General features: G+C 69.3%; 18 protein-coding genes. 15 read left to right on the top strand and 3 right to left on the bottom strand.

What is annotated here, in order from left to right; all coding sequences use genetic code 11:
* Positions 1 to 5: 5 nt before the first annotated feature.
* The gene (locus KME78_RS44530; RefSeq protein ID WP_219535910.1) at positions 6 to 6,074 is read right to left on the bottom strand and encodes a PA14 domain-containing protein; all 6,069 of its coding nucleotides are present in this window, start codon (positions 6,072 to 6,074) and stop codon (positions 6 to 8) included.
* 306 nt (positions 6,075 to 6,380) lie between these two features.
* On the opposite strand from KME78_RS44530, the gene KME78_RS44525 reads away from it, so the two are divergent.
* From KME78_RS44525 to KME78_RS44510, 4 genes are read left to right on the top strand one after another with little or no spacing between them, the layout of a single operon-like run.
* A complete protein-coding gene (locus tag KME78_RS44525) occupies positions 6,381 to 7,571 on the top strand; it encodes an acyl-CoA dehydrogenase family protein (RefSeq protein WP_219535908.1) in 1,191 nt (396 codons plus the stop codon).
* Positions 7,568 to 8,533 (top strand): phosphotransferase family protein, encoded by a 966-nt coding sequence (locus KME78_RS44520; protein WP_219535906.1) that lies wholly within the window; start codon positions 7,568 to 7,570, stop codon positions 8,531 to 8,533. Before KME78_RS44525 ends, KME78_RS44520 begins: the two co-directional genes overlap by 4 nt.
* A gap of 43 nt (positions 8,534 to 8,576) precedes the next feature.
* Positions 8,577 to 9,296 carry an ABC transporter ATP-binding protein gene (locus tag KME78_RS44515; RefSeq protein ID WP_219535905.1) on the top strand — a complete coding sequence of 240 codons (720 nt, stop codon included), beginning with the start codon at positions 8,577 to 8,579 and terminating at the stop codon, positions 9,294 to 9,296.
* Positions 9,293 to 10,114 (top strand): ABC transporter permease, encoded by an 822-nt coding sequence (locus KME78_RS44510; protein WP_219535903.1) that lies wholly within the window; start codon positions 9,293 to 9,295, stop codon positions 10,112 to 10,114. The genes KME78_RS44515 and KME78_RS44510 overlap by 4 nt, the downstream gene beginning before the upstream one ends.
* On the opposite strand, the gene KME78_RS44505 is transcribed toward KME78_RS44510, so the two are convergent.
* Positions 10,068 to 10,673, bottom strand: coding sequence for a TetR family transcriptional regulator (locus KME78_RS44505; protein WP_219535901.1), 606 nt, complete (start codon positions 10,671 to 10,673; stop codon positions 10,068 to 10,070). The genes KME78_RS44510 and KME78_RS44505 overlap by 47 nt on opposite strands.
* Positions 10,670 to 11,098 (bottom strand): hypothetical protein, encoded by a 429-nt coding sequence (locus KME78_RS44500; RefSeq protein ID WP_219535899.1) that lies wholly within the window; start codon positions 11,096 to 11,098, stop codon positions 10,670 to 10,672. Before KME78_RS44500 ends, KME78_RS44505 begins: the two co-directional genes overlap by 4 nt.
* A 130-nt stretch (positions 11,099 to 11,228) precedes the next feature.
* On the opposite strand from KME78_RS44500, the gene KME78_RS44495 reads away from it, so the two are divergent.
* The 11 genes from KME78_RS44495 (at position 11,229) to KME78_RS44445 (ending at position 21,112) form a co-directional block, all read left to right on the top strand.
* Positions 11,229 to 12,683, top strand: a complete 1,455-nt coding sequence (locus KME78_RS44495) for an aminopeptidase P family protein (RefSeq protein WP_219535897.1) — start codon at positions 11,229 to 11,231, stop codon at positions 12,681 to 12,683.
* 49 nt (positions 12,684 to 12,732) lie between these two features.
* Entirely contained in the window at positions 12,733 to 13,467 is a 735-nt protein-coding gene (locus KME78_RS44490) for an aminotransferase class V-fold PLP-dependent enzyme (RefSeq protein ID WP_246653239.1), read from the top strand.
* Positions 13,406 to 13,999, top strand: coding sequence for an FmdB family zinc ribbon protein (locus KME78_RS68230; protein ID WP_372455078.1), 594 nt, complete (start codon positions 13,406 to 13,408; stop codon positions 13,997 to 13,999). The genes KME78_RS44490 and KME78_RS68230 overlap by 62 nt, the downstream gene beginning before the upstream one ends.
* A gap of 151 nt (positions 14,000 to 14,150) precedes the next feature.
* Positions 14,151 to 14,804, top strand: coding sequence for an AmiS/UreI family transporter (locus KME78_RS44480; protein ID WP_219535893.1), 654 nt, complete (start codon positions 14,151 to 14,153; stop codon positions 14,802 to 14,804).
* Positions 14,805 to 14,879: 75 nt separating this feature from the next.
* Positions 14,880 to 16,127 (top strand): formamidase, encoded by a 1,248-nt coding sequence (fmdA, locus tag KME78_RS44475; protein WP_219535891.1) that lies wholly within the window; start codon positions 14,880 to 14,882, stop codon positions 16,125 to 16,127.
* A 342-nt stretch (positions 16,128 to 16,469) separates the two neighbouring features.
* The gene (locus KME78_RS44470) at positions 16,470 to 16,898 is read left to right on the top strand and encodes a hypothetical protein (RefSeq protein WP_219535889.1); all 429 of its coding nucleotides are present in this window, start codon (positions 16,470 to 16,472) and stop codon (positions 16,896 to 16,898) included.
* A gap of 107 nt (positions 16,899 to 17,005) precedes the next feature.
* Positions 17,006 to 17,767, top strand: a complete 762-nt coding sequence (locus tag KME78_RS44465) for a class I SAM-dependent methyltransferase (protein WP_219535887.1) — start codon at positions 17,006 to 17,008, stop codon at positions 17,765 to 17,767.
* 118 nt (positions 17,768 to 17,885) lie between these two features.
* Positions 17,886 to 18,881, top strand: a complete 996-nt coding sequence (locus KME78_RS44460; RefSeq protein WP_219535885.1) for a PASTA domain-containing protein — start codon at positions 17,886 to 17,888, stop codon at positions 18,879 to 18,881.
* Positions 18,878 to 19,465 (top strand): hypothetical protein, encoded by a 588-nt coding sequence (locus KME78_RS44455; RefSeq protein ID WP_219535883.1) that lies wholly within the window; start codon positions 18,878 to 18,880, stop codon positions 19,463 to 19,465. The genes KME78_RS44460 and KME78_RS44455 overlap by 4 nt, the downstream gene beginning before the upstream one ends.
* Before the next feature lie 56 nt (positions 19,466 to 19,521).
* Complete coding sequence (locus KME78_RS44450; protein ID WP_219535881.1) at positions 19,522 to 20,208, top strand: class I SAM-dependent methyltransferase; 687 nt, start codon at positions 19,522 to 19,524, stop codon at positions 20,206 to 20,208.
* Positions 20,209 to 20,305: 97 nt separating this feature from the next.
* A complete protein-coding gene (locus KME78_RS44445; protein WP_219535879.1) occupies positions 20,306 to 21,112 on the top strand; it encodes a hypothetical protein in 807 nt (268 codons plus the stop codon).
* The last annotated feature ends 13 nt before the right edge of the window (positions 21,113 to 21,125 follow it).

Here is a 21,125-nt window from a genome sequence, read left to right as displayed (position 1 = left end):
ACTCATCAGCATTTCGCGGCTTTCATCGCCGCTCCCGTTCCTATAAGGGCCCAACCTGTCGCCCAGAAACCACTCACTGCCGCGCTGCCTACTGCGACCATCCCGCCCGCGAAGATGGAGAGACAGTCCCATCGGAACGGCTTGTTCTCGCGGATCGGGGGCCCGACCATGCCTCTCCGCTTTCCAACTCGGTAACTCTTGAGCTGCCAGCCGTTTCCACCCATCCGGTAGTGGTATTCCCGGACCGTTCTCTTGCCGATGATCCAATACACGTCCTTGGTCGAGTGCCGGATAACAACTTTGATGCGTAGCCTCGGCTTCTTCTTGTAGCACTTCGCCCACTTCGAGCATTTCGGGGCCTGCCCGTCGAGGTCGACGGAGTTGATCGGGTCGGCGTTGACGTAGTCGTAGTCGTTGGCGGAGCCGCCGTCCACAGGGTCGACGGCGAGGAACCGGCCGAACAGCGGCAGGTAGGGCCGGGCACCCATCTGGACGACGGCGAGGCTGCCCGCGTGTTCGTAGGGACGCTGGTGCTGCCCGAGCCAGCCGTAGTCCATCTGGCCGGGCTGGTTGTCCGGGACGTTGTCGGTGTCGACGGTGCCGGTCGTGGTCAGCGGGTCGCCGTAGGGAGCGTAGGTGCGCAGTTCGCCGGCCTGCTGACCGTTCGCGCCGGTGGTGAGCACGAGGTCGCCGCGCACCGACGGATGGTCCCATTGCGCGGTCCGCCCGCTTGCGGCGGTGGCGACGACTCCGCCGGGCAGGACGACGGTACGGCTGAGCAGCCGCTTGTCCGCACCCAGGACGAGGTCGGCGCTGTCGCCCTTGCCGGTGTAGCCGTAGAGCACGCTGGGGGTGGGGTCACCGGTCGCGTCTCTGCGGATGATCCGGTCGGTGGCGTCGCGGACGTAGACGACGGCGGCCGGGTCCGTTCCGGTGGTCTGGACGGCCGTGTTGCGGTTGGCACCGTCCCACCTGAGGACGGTGTTGCTCGAACCGGCCGTCCACTGGGTGGCGTTGCCGTCGCCGTCGTAGGTGATCGCGCCGACCGGGCTGTTGCCGGTGGTGGCCAGGATGCGGTCGGCGGGGTCGTAGCAGTAGCCGGTCTCGATCGTGCCGGACGAGGTCTCGTCCAGCAGCCGCACCCGGTTGGTGTTGGCTCCGGCGTTGGCCTTGGTCCCGGCAGGGCAGGCGGCCGGCGCGCTGGAGGTGAAGTCGTAGGTGTAGTGATGCCCGGTGACCCATGCCTCGGTGAGTCTGCCGGCCGCGTCGTAGGTGTAGTTGGGCTCGTTGGGTCGCGGGTCCGTACCGGCGAGTCTTTCGTCGACGATCGTCCCGGCGCGGGTCCGCGCGACGGTCGAAGGCACCGCGACGCCGTTACTGGTGGTCCAGGTCAGTCCGGTCGTCCGCCCGGCGCGGTCCTTGTCGATCGTGGTGAGTTTCGCGCCGTTGGCGTACGTGACGCCGGACAGCTCGCCGGCGTTGTCGTAGCCGGCCGTGGCGAGGACGTAGCTGTCGAGTTTCGTGGTGCGTAGCCGTCCGGCGTCGTCGTAGGTGTAGGTGGTGACCTGCGGCGGGTCGGCGGAGGCGGGCGGGGTGACGGTTTCGGTGAGTACGCGCCCCGGCTGGTCGTAGGCGGTGACCGTACGGATGCCGTGGGCGTCGGTGTGTGCCACCACGCGGCCCAGCAGGTCGACCTGGGTGGTGACCGTGCCGTACCCGTCGGAGACCGAGGTGGTCAGCGGATCGCCGCCGACGGCGTAGTCGTTGGTCACGGTACGGGCCGTCGCGCTCGCGGTCGCGGGGTAGGCCACCGTCCGCACCCGGTCTCTGGCGTCGTACGTGGTGCAGACCCATCCGCCTGAGGTGGACTTGGCCACCAGGCGGCCGGAGGCGTCGTACACCTGCTCGTCCACCCGCGCGGCGCCGCCGGCGGGGGCCGGCAGCGTGCTCCGCTTGGGCAGTCCACCCTGCGGGAAGCTTCCCGGCCCGCAGGGGCTGAGGCGGAATTCGTTGTCGCCGTAGTAGTCGTAGGTGGTCTGCGCGCCGCTGGGCAGTGTCTTGGTGCGCTGGCGCAGGTAGCCGGTGCCGGGTGGCTCGTAGCCGGTCGTGGTGGTGAGTTGCGGGGAGCCGGTGCCGGTCGTGGTCGACGTGGCCAGGCCGTACGCCGGGTCGAGCCCGTTCTCCGCGTACCGGGTGGTGGTGACCTGGCTGGGCACTCCGTCGGACTCGTCGGTGACGCTGGAGGTGGTCAGACCGTAACGCGGGCGCAGGTAGCCGCCCGGCACCTCTTCGGAGGTGCCGCCGGGACGCTGCCACTTCACGCGCAGCTCACCGGGGCCGCCGCCATTGTAGTAGTCGACGCGGATGCGGTGGATGGAGTCGGCCGTGGTGTTGGTGTACGTGCCGGTGACGCTTCTGGGTGCTTCCAGTACCCAGGAGTCGATGATCAGGCGGTCATCGATCCACATGCGCGCGCCGTTGTCGACGTAGAGCTCCATGGTGTAGTCCCCGGTGACGGGGAACTGGATCTCGCCGGTGAGCCGGATCGCGAAGGTGCCGGCCGGGATGCCCGGCGCCGGTGGCGTGCTCTCGCCCCAGGCCGCGGCCATCTTTCCGCTGCTGTCGCCGAAGCCGGTGGCGTACACTTTCGGCGTTCCGGTCATACCGGTGTTGTCGTAGTAGGCCGCTGACAGCCCGTTCATGCCCTCGTCGTAGCCGGTGTGCTGGTGCGGCACGGTGTCCGCGCAGGCGGCGGTGGGTCGCTGGCCGGTGAAGCAGGAGGACGGCGCGGGCCCGTAGGTGTCGGTCGGCCGGTCGGCGTGGTCGTACACGGTGGTGGACACCCGGCCGGCCGGGTCGGTGGAGGTCAGCTCCTGGTCCTTGACGTTCCATGTCCGGGAGGACGTCGCGCCAGTGGCGTCCGTCGTGGACAGCAGCCGGAACGCGTCGTCGTAGGTGACCTTGGAGAAGAACCCGGTCGCCGGGCTCAGGCCGGCGACGTCGACGAATGTCCGGTTGTTCTGTGGTTCATGCCGGTATGAGCGTTGCGGCCGTGGTTTGCCCGGACTCGGGACCGGGCCCGACAGGGCGTCGGCGATCGGCTTGACCGCGGCCGGGTCGGTGTAGCCCAGCAGGTAGAGGGAGTCGTTGTTGTTGCGGTTGGCGGGATCGGCCGCCACCCAGTCCGCGGCCAGGTTGTCGCGTACCCCGGCCAGCGGCCCATTGGCCCAGAAGACGAAGTCGGTGATCTCCGATCCGGGGTCCTCGATCCGGGTCAGCTGGCCGTTCTGGTACCACAGCAGCGTCTGGGTGCCGTCCCAGTACGCGATCCGGCACAGCATCTGCGCCGGCGGCGTCTGCGCGCCCGGCGGCGGGGTGGCACCGCCGTAGCAGTCGTCGCCGGGACGGTTGTAGTACAGCTTGTGCGACCGGCCGGACACGGGGTCCTTGATCTCCCGCAGGCGGCTCGGCGTGCCGTCGTAGAGGTTCTGCAGCGCGGCCGGCTTGCGCGAGTCCAGCGCCGAGGTCTGGGTGTCGAGCTTGCCGTCGGCGCGGAAGGTGGACACGTCGGTGCCGTCCATGAGGGTGACCTGGCCCGAGGCGTCCAGGGTCAGAACGCCGTCCTCGCCATCGGGAGGCGTGTAGCCGCCGGCGCTCTTCTTGGTCCAGGTGTGCTTGGCGCCGGTGGCGTCGGTCAGGACGATGCTCTGGTCGGCGACCTTGGCCTCGGTGTAGCCGGTGCCCGTGCCGTCCAGGTCGGCCGACAGCGTCCAGCCGGTGGGCAGTGCGGGCGCGTCGAGCGTGTACAGCCACTCCGCCGGCATGATCTGCGGCGGCACCGTGACGTCGTCGGTGGTGCGCACGAACAGCTTGAGGAAGGCCGTCCAGGTCGCCTCGGCCAGCTCGACCTTGATCGGCACCCGCTGACCCGCGGTCAGCGCCACCTCGGTGGCCTGGGTCCAGTTCACCTCGCTGCAGCAGCCCGCGGTGTACACCTGCTGGTTGTTCAGCCAGATCCGCAGCGAGTCGTCGTGGATGCCGGCCAGCTGATACGTACCGGTCGCAGGGGCCTGGAAGTAGCCCTCCCAGCGCACCACGAACCAGTCGGCGTCCAGCGCGGGCGGGAACGGCGCCCCCGTGCCCCAGTCGACGTTCACCTGCGGCTCGGTGCGGACGAGCACCGGCTGCTGCCCGTCGGCGATGTTCCCGTTGTGGGACAGGTCATTGAAGTACGACGCCCGCAGCCCCTTCGGGTCCTGCTGCTGCGAGTTGTAGGTGAGGTTCAGTCCCGCCGTGCCGCCGACCGTCGTGAACGTCGGCGACGCCGCGGAGGTCGTCACGTTGCCGTTGGCGAGGTTCACCGACAGCGGGCCCAGCTCGTCCGAGGGCGCGGGACCGCGTTCCCCGATCCGCTGGTCGACCTTGAAGTGCCCGACCCACGGGGGCTCCGTGGTGGTGATGCCGCTGTAGGTGGTCGCCCGCCACGTATACGCGACCCCGTCCTGCAGAACACCCGCGGGAACCGTCCACGTCGGGGTGGGCAGGCAGCCGGAGTCCACCACCACGCCCGACTTGGCGTCCGCACCCGTGGCCACCTGGAAGCAGTACGAGACGGCGTCGCCGTCCTGGTCGCTGACCGGCTTCACCGACAGCGTCGGGGTCAGGCCGGTCAGCACGCTGTTGTCCGCCGGTCCGTTCAGGGTAGCCGCCGGCGGCGCCGTCCCCATGTCCACGTACATGGTGACCGCCAGGTTCTTGTACGTCCACGTCCCCGCGGCCTCGTGGCCCACCAGCATGAAGTACGCGCGCGCATCCTGAGTGTCCACCATCGTGCGCATGAACGAGGTGAACGACGGACCCTTGAAGCTTCCGACCTGCCCGACCAGGCCCGAGGCCAGCAGAGCGCCCACGCCGTTGAAGTCGAACGCGGAGGCGTGGTAGAGGGCGGCAGGGTACGTGCGGTCGACGGTGGTCGCGCTGCGCTGGTTGGTCACGTCCAGCCGGGCGCTGACCACGGTACGGCCGGTGCCGAAGAGCGAACGGTAGTCCGGGTGGAACACACTGCGCCACATCGCGTCGCCCTGGTCCAGCGAGTTACCGATCCGGACACCGCAGAGCTGGCATGAGTAGCCGTCGGATTTGTAGGCGAAGTGGTCCACCGACCCGAACGAGAACGACGGATCCACACTCACCGGGTACACCCGCGCGGGATCGCGCAGCCATGCCTCGTCCACCGACACCGTCAGCATCCAGCCACCGGAGGTCTTCTCCAGCGCGTACCGGCCGCCGGTCACCGCAGGCGGGCGGTCGGCCTTTCCCGACGAATCCCACGTCTCCACCGGCGGGATCGCCACCACCGGCTTGCCGCCGCTGTCGACGAGCAGGACACCGCCGTCCTTGCCGAGCTTCGGCGTCAGGCCGCTCGTGCCGAGGCGAAAGCGCCATGAGGCCCCGCTCACGGTGGGGGCCCGGTTCAGCCGGATCGTCTCCTTCACCGCGCCCGGCGTGACCGCGTACACCAGGTCGGCGTCCGGCCAGGCCCCGCGATAGCTGACGGTCGTGCCGGAGACGGCCGCCTGGCTGGCCGCGGACTGATCCGCGGCCAGCCAGGCGGACTTGCCGCCGGTCTCCACCCGCAGCAGGCGGGCGTCGTCCGCCCGTAAGCCGAAGGTGGGATTCAGCGGGTGCGCCCCCACCCGGGCACGCCCGGTCCCGGCATCCACGGAGACCGCCGGATCCACCGGCCGCCAATCGCCCGAGTCGTCCCGCACGTTCAGCGGTTCCGTGCTCTGCTGGAAGGTGCGGGTGCCGTCCGGGTTCTCATACTCGGTCACGAACGCCGAGCGCGACACCGACCGCGAACGCTGCCGGTCGAAGTGGGTGGTGCCTCCGGCCAGCGGGGCGAAGTCGGCTTTCGGCGCGGCGCGCGCCGTCTTCTTCAGCGGAGTCTGGCGAGCCGCCATCAGCGGCACTGCCCGGGGATCGCCACCGGCCGACGCCCGCGCCACGGACGCCACCGCGGGCGTCGGCGGCAGCACGTCGACGACGGCGCCGATCAGGACAAGAATCATCATCACCGCAATGCGACGAACCACTGTTCGTTGCTGTCTGGTACCGCTTGGCGGCATGGCCCACCCTTCGATGGCTGATCGAGACCCATAAGGCGCACATAAGCGCCTCGATCAGGGTGCGACAGCGGACAAGCCCGGACCAGGGCACCGACCGGCCACTAACCGGACATATCCGATGATCATTCTCGCCTCGGTGAGCCCGGATTTTTCCGGATCCGACGTGCGCGTAAAGCCGCCCAGAAGATGGCGCGTGGAGACCGCTGATCGACCCTCGTTGACCGGGCAACGATTATCGGCTGAGATCCTTTCATGAGCTTCGCCGTCCCTGACAGCGTTCGTCCCATCCGCGATGCCGTCCACGCCTTCATGACCGAGCGGGTCGAGCCCGCCGAGAACGTGCTGCACCAGGGCGGGCCCGCGGCCGGGGCGGCGCTCGACGAGCTGCGCGCGGAGGCCAAGAAGGAGGGCCTGTGGGCGCTCGGCCACCCGCGCGAGCTGGGCGGGGGCGGGCTGCCCTTCCTCGACTACGTGTACGTCAACGAGGTGCAGGGGCGTAGTGAGTTCGGGCAGATCGCGCTGGGTACGTACACGCTGCAGGACTCGCTGATGCTGTACGAGCACGCCTCCGCCGAGCAGCGGGAACGTTACCTGACTCCGCTGGTGCGGGGCGACATCTCGCCGAGCTTCGCGATGACCGAGCCCTCCGTGTCGAGCAGCGACCCGACGCAGATCAGGACGGCCGCCGTGCTCGACGGGGACGAATGGGTGATCAACGGGCACAAGTGGTTCACGACCGGGGCGTCCCGGGCCGCGTACACCACCGTGATGTGCCGGACGGAGGACGGCGCGGCGCCGCACCTGGCCTTCTCCATGATCCTGGTGCCGACCGACACGCCGGGCTACGACATCATCCGTGAGACGCCGGTGCTGGGGCTGGACGGCGCGCACTGCGAGGTCCGCTACGACAACGTCCGGGTGCCCGCCTCGAACCTCCTGGGGCGGCGCGGCCACGGGTTCGTCATCGCGCAGAAGCGTCTGGGGCCCGGGCGGATCTTCCACTGCATGCGCTGGCTCGGCCAGGCGCAGCGGGCCTTCGACCTGATGTGCCGCCGGATGCACGAGCGGACCGCGTTCGGTGAGCCGCTGGCGGCCAAACAGCTCATGCGGCAGCACGTGTTCGACTCCTACGCGGAGATCCAGGCCGCGCGGCTGCTCACGCTCGACGCCGCGCGGGCCATCGACTCCGGCTCCGACGCCAGGGTCGAGATCGGCGCGATCAAGGTGGTGGGCTCGCGCATGCTGCACAACGTGATCGACCGGGCCATTCAGGTGTACGGCGCGGCGGGGCTGACTCCGGACACCCCGCTGGACCGGATGTACCGGCACGCCAGGGCCGGGCGGATCTACGACGGGCCGGACGAGGTGCACATCGACTCGGTGGGGCGGCGGATACTCGGCGCCTACGCGGCGGGCGGGAACTGGGAGTTCGGGCTGCGATGACGGAAGCGGTCCACTCGATCGTCCGTGAGGTCTTCGGGTCCGGCGCGTCGGTGCCCTTCAGCGCGCGGCTCCCCGGCGGGGCCTCGCGCGAGACGTGGGCGCTCGACGTGCTCGACGGGGACGAACGGCACGAGCTGATCCTGCGCCTCGACTCCCCCGGCGCGGCTCTGGAGGCCGGTGGCAGCCTGGCGAGCGAGGCCACGCTGATGCGGGCCGCCGCCGGGACCGGGGTGCCCGTGCCGCGGATCGTGGCGGCCGATCGGTCGTACATCCTCATGACCAGGGTGGCGGGTGAGACGATCCCGCGCAGGATCCTGCGCGACGCGGCGTACGCGGACGCCCGGCCGCGGCTGGCCGCCCAGTGCGGCGAGGCGCTCGCGGCGATCCACCGGATGCCACTGTCCGCTCTGCCCTCGGCCGCAGCCTCAGGCGGTCCGCTCGCGCCCACCGCCTCTGGCGATCCGCTGCGGCAGTGGCGGGAGGTGCTCGATCAAATCGGGGAGCCGCATCCCGTGTTCGAGCTGGCGTTCCGGCGGCTGGCGGCGACCCGGCCGCCGCACTCGCGGCCGAGCGTGGTGCACGGCGACTTCCGCAACGGCAACCTGATCGTCGGCCCCGAGGGCATCCGGGCGGTGCTCGACTGGGAGCTGGCCCACGCGGGCGATCCGGTCGAGGACCTCGGCTGGCTGTGCGTGAAGGCGTGGCGGTTCGGCTCCCCGCTGCCGGTCGGCGGCTTCGGCGACTACGACGATCTGATCACCGCGTACGAGAAGGCGGGCGGGCGGCCCGTCGACGGTGACGCGCTGCGCTGGTGGGAGACGTTCGGCGTGCTCAAGTGGGGCGTCATCTGCGTCATGCAGACGATGCGCCATCTGCGCGGCGGCGCGCGTTCCGTCGAGCTGGCCGCGATCGGCCGCCGGGTGTGCGAGAACGAGTGGGACCTGCTGCGGCTGCTCGGCTGAAAACCCGTTGCGAGCGCCCGTGTACGGAACGCACCATGATCGGGTGGCCATCCTGGAGGCGACTCATCTGGTCAAGCGGTTCGGACCCGTGACGGCGGTCCGCGACCTGAGCCTCACCGTCGGCGAAGGAGAGGTGACCGGGCTGCTCGGCCTCAATGGCGCGGGCAAGTCGACCACACTTCACATGCTGCTCGGCCTGATCACGCCTGACTCGGGGAGCGTCCGCCTGTTCGGCCAGGACCTGGCGCGGCACCGGATCGAGGTGCTGAGCCGGGTCAACTTCGCCGCCAGCTACGTGGACCTGCCCGGGCCGCTGCGGGTGCGGGAGGTGCTCGACGCGTTCGCCCGCCTCTACGCGCTGCGGCGGCCGGCGGCGCGGGTCGACGAGATGATCGAGCTGTTCGAGCTGGGGCCGCTGCGCAGGCGCCGGATGATGGATCTGTCCTCCGGGCAGCGCACCCGGGTGCAGCTGGCCAAGGCCCTGCTCAACGAGCCCCGGCTGCTGGTGCTCGACGAGCCCACGGCCAACCTCGACCCCGACGTCGGCGACCGGATCCGCGGCCTGCTGTCGCGCCTGGCCGACGAGACCGGCAGCGCCATGCTGATCACCTCGCACAACATGCGCGAGGTCGAGCGGATGTGCGACCGGATCCACTTCATGGCCGACGGCCGGATCGTGGCCACCGGCACCGCCGGCGAGCTGGCGAGCCATTACGGGGTCGACGACCTGGAAGAGGTGTTCCTGAAGGTGGCCCGCGGATGACGACCCTCACCCTGCCCCCGCTCAGCTTCGCCGCCCGGCGCAGCCGGATCTCCGGCGTGATCCGGCGGGACTTCGCCGCGCTGCGGCGCAGCCCGATCCGGATGTTCGAGATCCTGTTCTGGCCGACCATCGAGCTGCTGCTGTGGGGGTTCGTCACGCTGTTCCTCAGGACGCAGCAGGTGCCCTTCGTGGTGGCGTTCCTGATCGGCGCGGTGCTGCTCTGGCAGGTGCTGCAGAAGGCGAGCAATGAGATCTCGCTGGCCTTCCTGGAGGACATCTGGGCGCGCAACCTGCTCAACGTGCAGGTCAGCCCGCTGTCCAGCGTCGAATACCTGATCGGGCTGATGCTGTTCTCGCTGGGCAAGGTGGTGTTCGCGGTCGCCGTGATGGCGGGGCTCGCGCTGGCGCTCTACGGGTTCGGGGTGACGAGCCTGGGCGTGGGGCTGGTGCCGTTCATGGGTGTGCTGCTCCTGCTCGGCTGGTCGCTCGGGCTGATCGGCATCGCGGCGGTGCTCCGCTTCGGGGAGAACGCGCAGGTCATCGCCTGGTCGCTGGTCTTCTTCGTGCAGCCGCTGGCCGGGATCTTCTACCCGCTGTCGGTGCTGCCCGAGCCGGTGCGGGCCGTGGCGTGGTTCCTGCCCGCCTCGCATGTCTTCGAGGGGATGCGGACGGTCATGTCGGGGGGTGCGCTGCCGTGGGATCGGATGGCGTGGGCGCTGGGGCTCAACGCGGTCTATCTGGCCGGCGCGCTGGCGGTCTTCGGGTGGGCGCTCAACTACGCCCGGCGGCATGGGAGGCTCTCCCGCTTCGGTGACTGACCGCCGCGACGATCACGTCCACCAGGCCCTCGACGACCTCCGCCCGATCCACCTCCGGGTGCTCCAGCCACCAGTCGCCCGTGGTCTGCACCATGCCGACGAAGGCGTGGCCGAGCACCTGGGCGCGTACCGGCTCCGCCACCCGCTCGGCGACCAGCACCCTGCCCAGCTCCTCGCCGAGACTGCGCACGAGCGCGGTCATGTGGGAGCGCATCCGGGTGTCCTCGGCGCTGGCCCGGTGGAACAGGAACCGGTAGAGGTTGAGGTTGGCCGAGATCAGGTCCAGGTAGACGGTGATCGTCGTCCTGGCCCGGCCGCGCAGGTCGGTCGCGACCTCGGCGAAGGCCGGGCGCAGCTGGGCGATGACCGTGCGCACGTGGCGGTCGGCCAGCGCCTCGTAGAGGCCGCTCTTGTCGCCGAAGTGGCGGTAGAGGATCGGCTTGGTGATGCCGGCCTCGGCGGCGATCGCGGCCATGGACGCCTCGGGGCCCTCGCGCAGGATGACCCGGTCCGCCGCGTCCAGCAGCGCCCTGCGCCGATCCGGGTCCCGTCCGCTCATCCGCCCAGGATAGATCGCCGGCCACGTGGCAACAGCGCCGACAGCACCAGCAGGACGCCGATGACGGCGTACAGGCCCGTCACCCCGGCCAGGGTGCCCGGCGGCTCGCCGACGGGCACCGCGAAGCTCGGCAGCCGGCCCGCCAACTCCAGCGCCACGTCGAGATCGAAGGCGAACAGCGCGGCGACGGCGGTGAGCGGCAGCCCGCAGGCCAGCGCGGCCAGCGGCGACAGCCACGACCAGGCGGCGAGCAGCACCACGATGGCCGCCACGGCCGTCAGGTAGCCGAGGCCGACCGGCGCGGGCCGGAACGTGGCGTACGCCGCCCGCAGGGCCCTGGCCCCCGCCTCGGTCAGGTAGTAGACGAGGGGCAGCGCGGCCAGACCCGCCACGACGCCGATCAGATGACGCACCTCACGGGACACAGCAGCATCGTCCCCCGCCCACCCACCTCCCATGTCGGCCCGCGCTATATGCGAGCCCTTCGCTATTGCGAATAATATGCAATAGTACATAGCATGCTCGCGGGTGAGGCAGGCAGAACGGGAGACGTGGATGAAGCACGACGAACAGGTGCGTACGGCGTCGCATGACCCGGACTTCCCGGACAAGTTCCTGCAGTTCATGCGGACGGGCTGGCGGGACGACGCACTCGACGTGCGGCCGCAACCGGAGGCCGTGAACCACGCGCGACGCCGCGACCGGCTGTCAGCGGCCTTCCCCGGCGAAACGCTGGTGATCCCGACCGGGACCAGCAAGGTACGCGCCAACGACACGCTTCATCCTTTCCGTCCTGGCAGCGACTTCGCCTACCTCACCGGCGACCACGACCCGGACGGCGTGCTGGTCCTGCTTCCGGGCCGAGATGTCCACGACGCGGTGCTCTACACCCGGCACCCGGCCTCCCGCGAGAGCGACGGGTTCTTCCGCGACCGGGATGGAGAGCTGTGGGCCGGCCGCCGGCGCACCCTGGCGGAGAAGGCCACCGAACTGGGCGTCCAGACGGCCGCGCTCGCCGATCTCGACACGGCCTTGACCGGCTGTACGCCTGGCCGTACCCGGGTGCTGCGCGGCCTGGACCGGCGGGTCGACGCCGCGGTGCCGCCGTACGACCCGGTGGAGGAGGGCGCCCGTGATCGGGAGCTGGCCGCGGTCGTGTCCGAGCTGAAGCTGGTCAAGGACGCGTGGGAGATCGCCCAGCTACGGGACGCGGTCGAGGCCACCGTCCGCGGCTTCGAGGACGTCGCCCGGGTGGTGCCGGCCGACCGTGGCGTGTCCGAGCGCCTGATCGAAGGCGTCTTCGGCCTGCGAGCCCGCCATGACGGCAATGACGTAGGCTACGGTTCGATCGTGGGCGCCGGCGCGCACGCCACGATCCTGTGCTGGAAGCGCAATCACGGCCGCACCGTGCCCGGCGAGCTGCTGCTGATGGACATGGGCGTGGAGAACACCCACCTCTACACCGCCGACGTGACCCGCACGATCCCGGTCTCCGGCACCTTCTCCCCGCTCCAGCGTGAGGTCTACGACATCGTGTACGCCTCCCAGCAGGCCGGCATCGACCTCGTCGGACCGGGCGTGAAGTTCGCCGACGTCCACCTCGCCTGCATGCGGGTGCTCGCCGAGGGCCTGGCGGAGCTGGGCGTCCTGCCGGTGGGCGTCGATGAGGCGATGGACCCTGGATCCATGCTCTACCGGCGCTGGACGCTGCACAGCTTCGGGCACATGCTCGGCATCGACGTGCACGACTGCGCCGCGGCCCGCCCGGAGAGGTACCGCGAGGGCGTGCTCGGCGAAGGCTACGTGCTGACCGTCGAACCGGGGTTGTACTTCCAGCCCGAGGACGACCTGGTGCCGGCCGAGTTGCGCGGGGTCGGGATTCGCCTGGAAGACGACATCCTGGTCACCGACGCGGGCGCGGTCAACCTTTCCGCGGGCCTGCCGCGGCGGGCCGACGAGGTGGAGTCCTGGCTCGCCGACCAGCGGGAAGCCGGACCGCGACTGCCGTGAACCCGGCCGGCCCCTCACCATGACGTACCCGAGCAGGAGGGCGGCGCCGATGCCGCTGGACGTGGATCGCGCACGCAAGGAGACCCCAGGGTGCGCCGATGTCGTGCATCTCAACAACGCCGACGCGGCACTCGCCCCCACCCCGGTGACCGACGCCGTCATCGATCACCTGCGGCTGGAGGCGCGGATCGGCGGCGACCGCATCCTCGCCTCCCGGGCGGAGTACGCCGGCAACGTCATCGCCTTCCTGCAGGTCGCCGCGCGTACCGGAGCCCAGGTCGAGGTGGTCGACGACGACGAGCACGGCCAGTTGTCGGTGGCGGACCTGCGGGACGGACCCGCGGACGTACGAGATCCGGGCCGACGCCCGCCGATTCGAGAACTGGGAGACCAACTACGCGGCCAAGATCGGCCTCGGCGTCGCGGTCGGCTACGCCCTGGAATGGGGAATCGAAGCGATCGAGGAACGCGTCACCGCCGTGGCCCGGCGGGCACGGCAACGCCTCCGAGAACTGCCGGGAGTGACCGTCCAGGACCACGGACAGCGCTGTGCGGGATCGTCACCTTCACCGTGGACGGCGTGCCCGCCACCGACGTGCGGAGCCGGCTGAGCGCGGCGGGCATCAACACCAGCGTCTCCGGAGTCACCTCAGCGCGCTTCGACCTGGCACCTCGGGGCCTGCCCGGCGTGGTCCGGGCATCGGTGCACTACTACAACACCGATGCGGAGATCGAACGGCTGTGCGCGGCGCTGCGGTCGATCGGCTCCGGCCGCAATCGTTGAATCCGTCAAACGTCCGGCAAATTCTCGCAGGCGATCGGGCAATTATGCGCGGCACGACGTTAAAGGTCTGACCACGTTTATCGCCGTCGCGAGGACGCTTCTGCTATTCTGCCTCCCTTTTCTGCTCAGCGCCGGTTTTCCGATGAAATTGCAACAGTATATGACGACCTTGACATGGAGTGTAGGCAGAGGTTGTCTGATTTTGGGGCGCCAAAGGCCGGAGAAGATCGAGTTAGATCTCCGCGGAGGGATGCCTATGGCAACGTATGAGTATCGCTGCCCCGATTGCGGAAGATTCGAGGTACACCTACCGATCGGGACCGCCACGGCGACAGGCGAATGTCCCGCGTGTCATCGCCCATCCCCTCGAGTCTTCTCCTCGCCGTACCTCAGCCGGGTGCCTTCGGCAGTGGCCGCCGCGCTCACCCGCGAGGAGCGGAGTCAGGAAGCACCCGAGGTGATCACGAGCGCGCCTCCCAAGCGGCGCGAACCGCCGCCGCACCCAGCGCTGGCACGCCTGCCTCGGCCCTGATCAACAGGCCCTGACCAACAGAACCAACGCGGCCACGTGGGTGTGAACCGATCACACACGCGGCTCCGCCGATCCGGATGCGGCGCGCGTCACACGGGCCATCCGGCGTGAATGCCGCCGCCGCACCACTACACCAGGAGGTGCGTCGCTCATGGGAGCCGTCGGACTTCTCTACGTGGGCGCAGTGCTCTTCATCAACGGGATGATGCTGCTGAAGAAGATCGATCCACGCGCGGCAGGCATCTTCAACCTCTTCGTCGGGGGCCTGCAGGTGATCACGCCCACGGTACTGATCATCGCCAATCTCGCGAACCCGGCGCAGATCCTCGGCGCGTCCGGGATCTATCTGTTCGGTTTCACCTACCTGTACGTCGGGATCAACCTGCTGGGCGGTTTCGACTCCACGGGTGTCGGCTATTTCTCGCTGTTCGTGGCCATCATGGCCATGGGATACGCGTACGCGAACTTCCGGCTCCTGGGCGATCCGGCGTTCGGGGTCATCTGGCTCTACTGGGGATTCCTGTGGTTCCTCTTCTTCGTGCTGCTGGGTCTGAAACACGAGCAGATCACCAGGTACACGGGCTGGGTCACGGCGATCCAGGGGTGGGTCACGGCGGCGATCCCCGCCTTCCTGATCCTGACGGGCTACTGGCGGAACACGAATCTCATCGCCTTCATCCTCGCCGTGTTCGGCGTGGTGGTCTTCATCGGGCTGTGGCCGCTGACCCGAGGGCGTGAACCCGCCGTGGCGGCACCGAGCGAGGAGGCGATGGGCGACCGGACGCATCGCCCGCGCTGGACCTGACGAGAAGACGCCCATAAGGAGGTGGTCGATGCGCATATCCCTGACGGCACCCGTAATCCAAGAAGGGCATTCATCATGCCGAACGTCGTATTCAGCATCGATCAATCGATGTCCATGCGCGACCAGAAAATCCCCGGACACAATCGATGGCACCCAGATATTCCGGTGGCCGACATGGTCCGCCCCGGAGATGAGTTCCGAGTCGAATGCAGGGAATGGACCGACGCCCAGATAGGCAACAACGATTCCGCGAACGACGTACGGGACGTCGACCTGAGCGTCGCGCACGTGCTGAGCGGACCCATCGGGGTGGACGGAGCCGAGCCGGGCGACCTTCTGGTCGTCGACATCCTCGACCTCGGCGCGGTACCGCAGCAGGTCGGGGAGGCACCAGGACAGGGATGGGGGTATACCGGTGTGTTCGCCAAGGCGAACGGCGGCGGCTTCCTGACCGACTACTTCCCCGACGCGTACAAGGCGATCTGGGACTTCCACGGCCAGGTGGCCACATCCCGTCACCTGCCAGGTGTCCGTTTCACCGGCATCACCCACCCCGGGCTGTTCGGCACCGCGCCGTCAGCCGAGCTGCTCGCCTCCTGGAACCGCAGGGAGCAGGCACTCATCGACACCGATCCGCAACGGGTCCCGCCACTCGGCCTGCCGCCGCTGGGCGACAACGTCATCGCCGGTACGGCGAGCGGCGAGGTGGCGCGGCGGGTCGCCGAGGAGGGCGCGCGTACCGTGCCGGCGCGGGAGAACGGCGGCAACCACGACATCAAGAACTTCACCCGCGGAGCCCGGGTCTTCTACCCGGTCATGGTGAAGGACGCGAAACTTTCCGGAGGTGACCTGCACTTCAGCCAGGGCGACGGCGAGATTACCTTCTGCGGCGCGATCGAGATGGGCGGTTACATCGACTTCCACGTCGACCTCATCAAGGGCGGCATGGAGAAGTACGGTGTCACCACCAATCCGCTCTTCCTGCCCGGAAACGTCGAGCCGCGCTACTCCGAGTTTCTCTCGTTCATCGGGATCTCGGTCGACCACGACACCGACACCAACTACTACCTCGACGCGACCGTGGCCTACCGCAGGGCATGCCTCAACGCCGTCGAGTATCTCAAGAAGTGGGGCTACACCGGCGAACAGGCCTACCTGATCCTCGGCTCGGCTCCGATAGAAGGGCGGGTCAGCGGAATCGTCGACATTCCCAACGCCTGCTGCTCGCTCTACCTGCCCACCGCGATCTTCGACTTCGACATCCGGCCGAACGCCGAGGGACCCGCCAGGAAGGAGCGCGGAAAGTGCGCCATGACGAGCTGACCGTCACCGCAAGGGGCGCCTGAAAACGAGAACGGCCACCGCGCACGCGGTGGCCGCGATCTATGTTCACACACCCTGCGGCGATTAATATCTTCCCCTGTTTATTCCCAAGTGCCGTTTACCACGCCAGTGACCGGCACGCCTTCCAGGCCAGGCCAGAAGCCGTTTCGGCACGCCTCCCCCGGGTTCACCATCACCCTGCCAACGGTCAACCCAGAGCACCCAGCTCGAAAAATACGCAAAAATCTGGTTATCATCACATGTATTCGCAGACCCCGACATGTCCACTCAAACGGGGCAATTCCCAGCAGGCGTGCGCCTGTCGCTCCGGAGGATTGATCAATGACCAACGACGCCGTGTGGGTCCGAAGCGTGACCGGCATCCAATTGCACCACACCACCGATCTCCAGGACGCCAGCCGATTCCTGGGCAACGCGGTGATGGCGCTGCGGGCCGCGCACGTACGAACCGGCGATGACCGGTACGTCGACCTCGCCGCCCAGCTCAAGACCATGGTGACGGAGACACGGACCCTGGAGACCCAGGCCCGCGAACGCATGCACGGGCTGCACTCGGCAGACCCCGACCAGTTCGTCCGCTGCCGCGAAGGCGAAGAGCCGTGGCCCGACGAGATCCAGGCGGGATTCGTTCCGCGGCACACCTGCAAGGATCAGTGCCTTTATCACGATCACGATGTTCTCGACGCCATCATGCAGTGCATCTGCGCGCGCCCCTCGTGCCGGGCGTGCGTCATCGCCGGCATGCCCTGAGCGAACGGCACTCATTTTGCCCGCTCTATAAGCGGCGGTGATTGAGCGCGCGTACGGCGGCGCCTAGATTCCCAGTGCTCTTTTGGAATCTCCTCTGGCGGTCCACCGTGAAACACAACCGTTCCAGCCTGGCCTACCAAGCCCGCTACGCGCTCACGCACCCGCACAAGGTGCTGCCGCATCTGCGCCGGCTGACCCGCGACACCTGGCTGCGGCTGCGCAACCCCGACCACGTCTCCTACTACCGGGCCGTCATGAAGTCGGACGCCGCCTGCAGTCCGGAAGGCGCGGTCGGCTCCCACACGCACCGGCGCTGGCTGGCGCTCGGGCGCATGCAGTTCGACTACTTGAAGAAGCACGGCCTCAAGCCAGACTTCACGATGCTGGAGATCGGCTGCGGCAATCTGCGAGCCGGTCGCCTGTTCATCGACTACCTGGACACGGGCAACTACTACGGCCTCGACATCTCCCCCGACATCCTGTTCGCCGCGCAGGAGACCGTCGTCGCGAACGGCCTGCGCGAGAAGCTGCCGCACCTGACCCCGGTCCGTGATCTGCGCTTCGCGTTCCTGCCCAACGGCCACTTCGACGTGGTGCACGCCCACAGCGTCTTCTCGCACTCGCCGCTGCACGTCATCGAGGAGTGCTTCGCCCACGTGAGCCGGGTCATGAAGCCGGACGGGTGGTTCGACTTCACCTTCGACCGCGCCGAGGGCAAGGAGCACCACGTGCTGCGCGAGGACTTCTACTACCGCACCGAGACCCTCGTGGCCCTGGCGGACCGGTACAGCCTGGACGCCACCTTCATGGACGACTGGGAACAGCTCCGGCACAAGCAGTCGAAGATCCGCATCACCAGGAGGTCGTAGGCGGCTGCCCTGTATTCCACAACGCGGGACGCGTGTTCCTCCGGGTTGAGTACGGGACCGCTCATGACACGGCCGGCCGGCCTGCGGTGTCTCCGATACTGAGGGCCAGGGGGTGACCATGCGGTTCGAGGTCGCGAAAGCGCTGGCCGTGAGCATGATCGCGCTGGCGGCGGCACCTGCGATGGCCGGACCGTCGACGGCCGCGTCACCGGCCCCGCCGGACACGACCACCGACACGGCCACGCCGACGGACGAGCCCACCGAAACGCCCACAGACACCGACACGGACACAACAACTGGCACGGACACACCTGCGCCGCAGAAGTGCGCGCCGCTGGGCGATCCGGACAGCGTGTACGGGCCGAGAAGCGGGCCCATACCTCGGGTCGTGGGTAGGACCAAGGAGAAGGCGAAGGCCGAGCTGGAGCAGGGCGGCTTCGGCATGGACGCGAGGCCCCCCAGCGCGACGGCCGACTGGATCGTGCGCAGACAGATCCAGAGAGGAGACGCCCCCTGCGGCTCCACCGTGGTCATCTACCTGGAAGCGCCGACCGACACGGACACCAACCCGCTGTCCTGCGCACCTCTGGGCGATCCGGACAGCGCGGCCGGGCCGAAAAGCGGGCCTGTACCCACGGTCGTGCAAAACACCACGAAAAAGGCGAAAGGCGCGCTGAAGGAGGGCGGCTTCCGCACGAAAGTGAAGCCCTCCGACGCGGCGAGCGACTGGATCGTCCGCCGTCAGGTCCCGAGCGGCGGAACAAGGGCCCCCTGCGGCTCCACCGTGACGCTGTACCTGCGCCCCGCGACCCCCAATGAAGCCGGCCAGAATCCCGACGTGGTCGACCCCAGCAAGGCGGACTCATCGAGCAGCACGGAGCCGCCCGGATGGCTGGTGCCCACGGCCGTCGCCGTGGCGGCGGGCGCGGGGGCCTGGGCGGTACGCCGGGCCCTTCGCGGGCCCCGGCCCGCCCCGGCGGCCGCCGTCGTCTGCGTGCCGTGCGTGGATCCGGCCCCCGGGGTGGAGGTCCGTGACCCCGCGCCCACGGCCGGGGTCACGTTCGTGTGCCACCACGATCAGGGCCGCCAGGAGATCAGGGAGATCGTACGGTGACCGCCGCCTTCACCACCCACCCGAGCACCGCCGACCTGCTCCTCTACGCCGATCCGCACCGCGCGGCCGAGGAACTGTCGCGGGCCGTCGACAACCGCCAGGTGCTCGACGAGATCAGGCAGCGGGTCCGGATGCCGTCCGCCGAACTGGCGCACAAGGCCGGCGAGGCCGGTGCCGAGCTGCTGCGGGGCATCGACCTGGGGTCGGTCCTGCTGACCGGCTGGGCGAAGTACCGCGACCTGCGGGCCGCCGCTCACAGAAGCCTGGATGATCCGGGCAAGGGCCAGGTGGTGCCGCTGGCCGAGCACGAGGTCGTCTCCCATCACGAGCCGTATATCGAAGTGCAGGTCAACGGGCAGCCGATGGGCCGGGTGACGTTCGGCGTGGACCTGATCCTGCGTGTCACGATGGTGCAGGCGGGAGTGCGCGCCGGCCGGCTCATGCTCCTGACGGGGGGCGACTGCACGGCTTCCATCGCCTGCGCGATCCAGGGCGTGGAGGTGGCCAGGAAGGACTGCGCGCTGGTCACGCTGCCGATCAACTGCGACCTCGGCGAGGGTTACCCCCTTCTCAAGGCGAGCTGACCGATCAGCCTGACGGGGCACGGCGGGAGCCGGTCTCATGCCTTAGGTTCGAGAGCATGACGATCTCCCCCAACTCCGGCACCGGACCCGGCTCGATCACCCCCGACGGCTCCCCCGTGGAGTTCTACACGCGGTTGAGACCTCGAGGGGAGGCGGAGATCGTCGGGCAGGTGACACCGGCCGGCGGGTCCGTCCTGGAGCTGGGGGCGGGCGTGGGCCGGGTCACGCACGCGCTGCTGGAGCGCGGCTTCGAGGTGGTGGCCGTGGACGAGTCGGCGGAGATGCTGGCCCGCGTACGAGGCGCGCAGACCGTGCTGTCCCGGATCCAGGACCTGCGGCTGGAGCGGCGATTCGACGCGGTCATGCTCGCGTCGTACCTGGTGCACACGGCCGACGAGGACGGCAGGCGGGCGCTGCTGTCGGCCTGCGCGCGGCACGTGGCACCCGGCGGGGCGGTGCTGATCCAGTGGACGCCACCCGAGACGCACGACACCCGGCGGGCCGGCAGGAGCCGGACCGACGGCGAGATCACGATCACGCTGGCGGCGCACGAGGAGGTCGAGCCGGGGCTGTTCAGCGCGACCATGCGGTACGCGCACGGGGATCAGGTGTGGACACAGTCGTTCACGTCCCGGCGGCTCAGCGACGACGACCTCCGGGCCGCCCTCGCCGAGTCCGGTCTCCACCTGGACCGCTTCCTCACCGACGACCACGAGTGGGTGCTGGCCGTCCCTGCCGCGTAACCGGGCCCGCCCTTTACAATGTAGATCAATAGAGCTGGCGCGCGAGTGATGTCCGGAAATTACTGGGAAAGACTGGAACTCTTGCTACGCTCGCGCCATGAGTGACCGGCTGGATGATCTCGAGAGGCGGATCGACGAGCTCCGAGCCGGTGTGCGCAGGGCCATGCGGGTCAAGGACACGGCCACGGCCAGGACCCTGCGTGCCGAGCTCCGCGGCGTGGAACGTACGTGGGACGCCCTGGTGAGCGCCGCCCCGGCCAGTGAGCCGACCCCCGAGCCCGTGGCGCCGCGGCTGGTGACCGTGCGCGAGCAGGTGCACCAGGGTCTCACCCTGCTGGGCGCCTGCGCGCAGCCGAGGCTGATCGTCGCCGTGGGCCAGGCGTTCTGCGGCGGTACGCTGCGCAGTAACCAGCTCACCAGCCTGCGCCGCGACGAGGCACGCTCGTTCAAGGCCTCCCCGTACGGCAGGCCCTTCTACTTATGCGCGGCGCTGACGGACCGCCTCTCCCCCGCCCGGGGGCTGCTGGCGGTCAGCACGTGGCCGCAGGCGCGCCGGATGGTGGGCCCGCTCAGCCCCCGCGTCGACTTCCTGACCTGCGCCATCGCGGTGGCCGGGCAGCTCGATCCCGATCTGGCGGAGCTCGGGGACCTCCAGCCGGGGGCGGCGCGGCTGCTGTCCAGAATGGCGCGCAACATCCCCGGCGCCGCCGACGGCGATCTGGGGCCGCCCGATCCCGGCCGGGTGATCGAGGCGGCGCGGACCGAGCTCGCGGTGCACGTGGAGCGCGACACGCACGACCGGGCTGAGCTGGCCGAACGCGCGGCATCGCAGCTCGGTGACACGGCTCGGCTGTTCGGCGCCGCTACGCTGAGCACCGTCGCGATGAAGGAGATCACCGGGTGAGGGCGACACTGAA

Origin of the sequence: Nonomuraea guangzhouensis (genome assembly GCF_019396345.1) — a bacterium.
Taxonomy (GTDB): Bacteria; Actinomycetota; Actinomycetes; order Streptosporangiales; family Streptosporangiaceae; genus Nonomuraea; species Nonomuraea guangzhouensis.
Note: the sequence above shows the minus strand (reverse complement) of the source record. Positions and strands in the feature narration are given on the sequence as shown.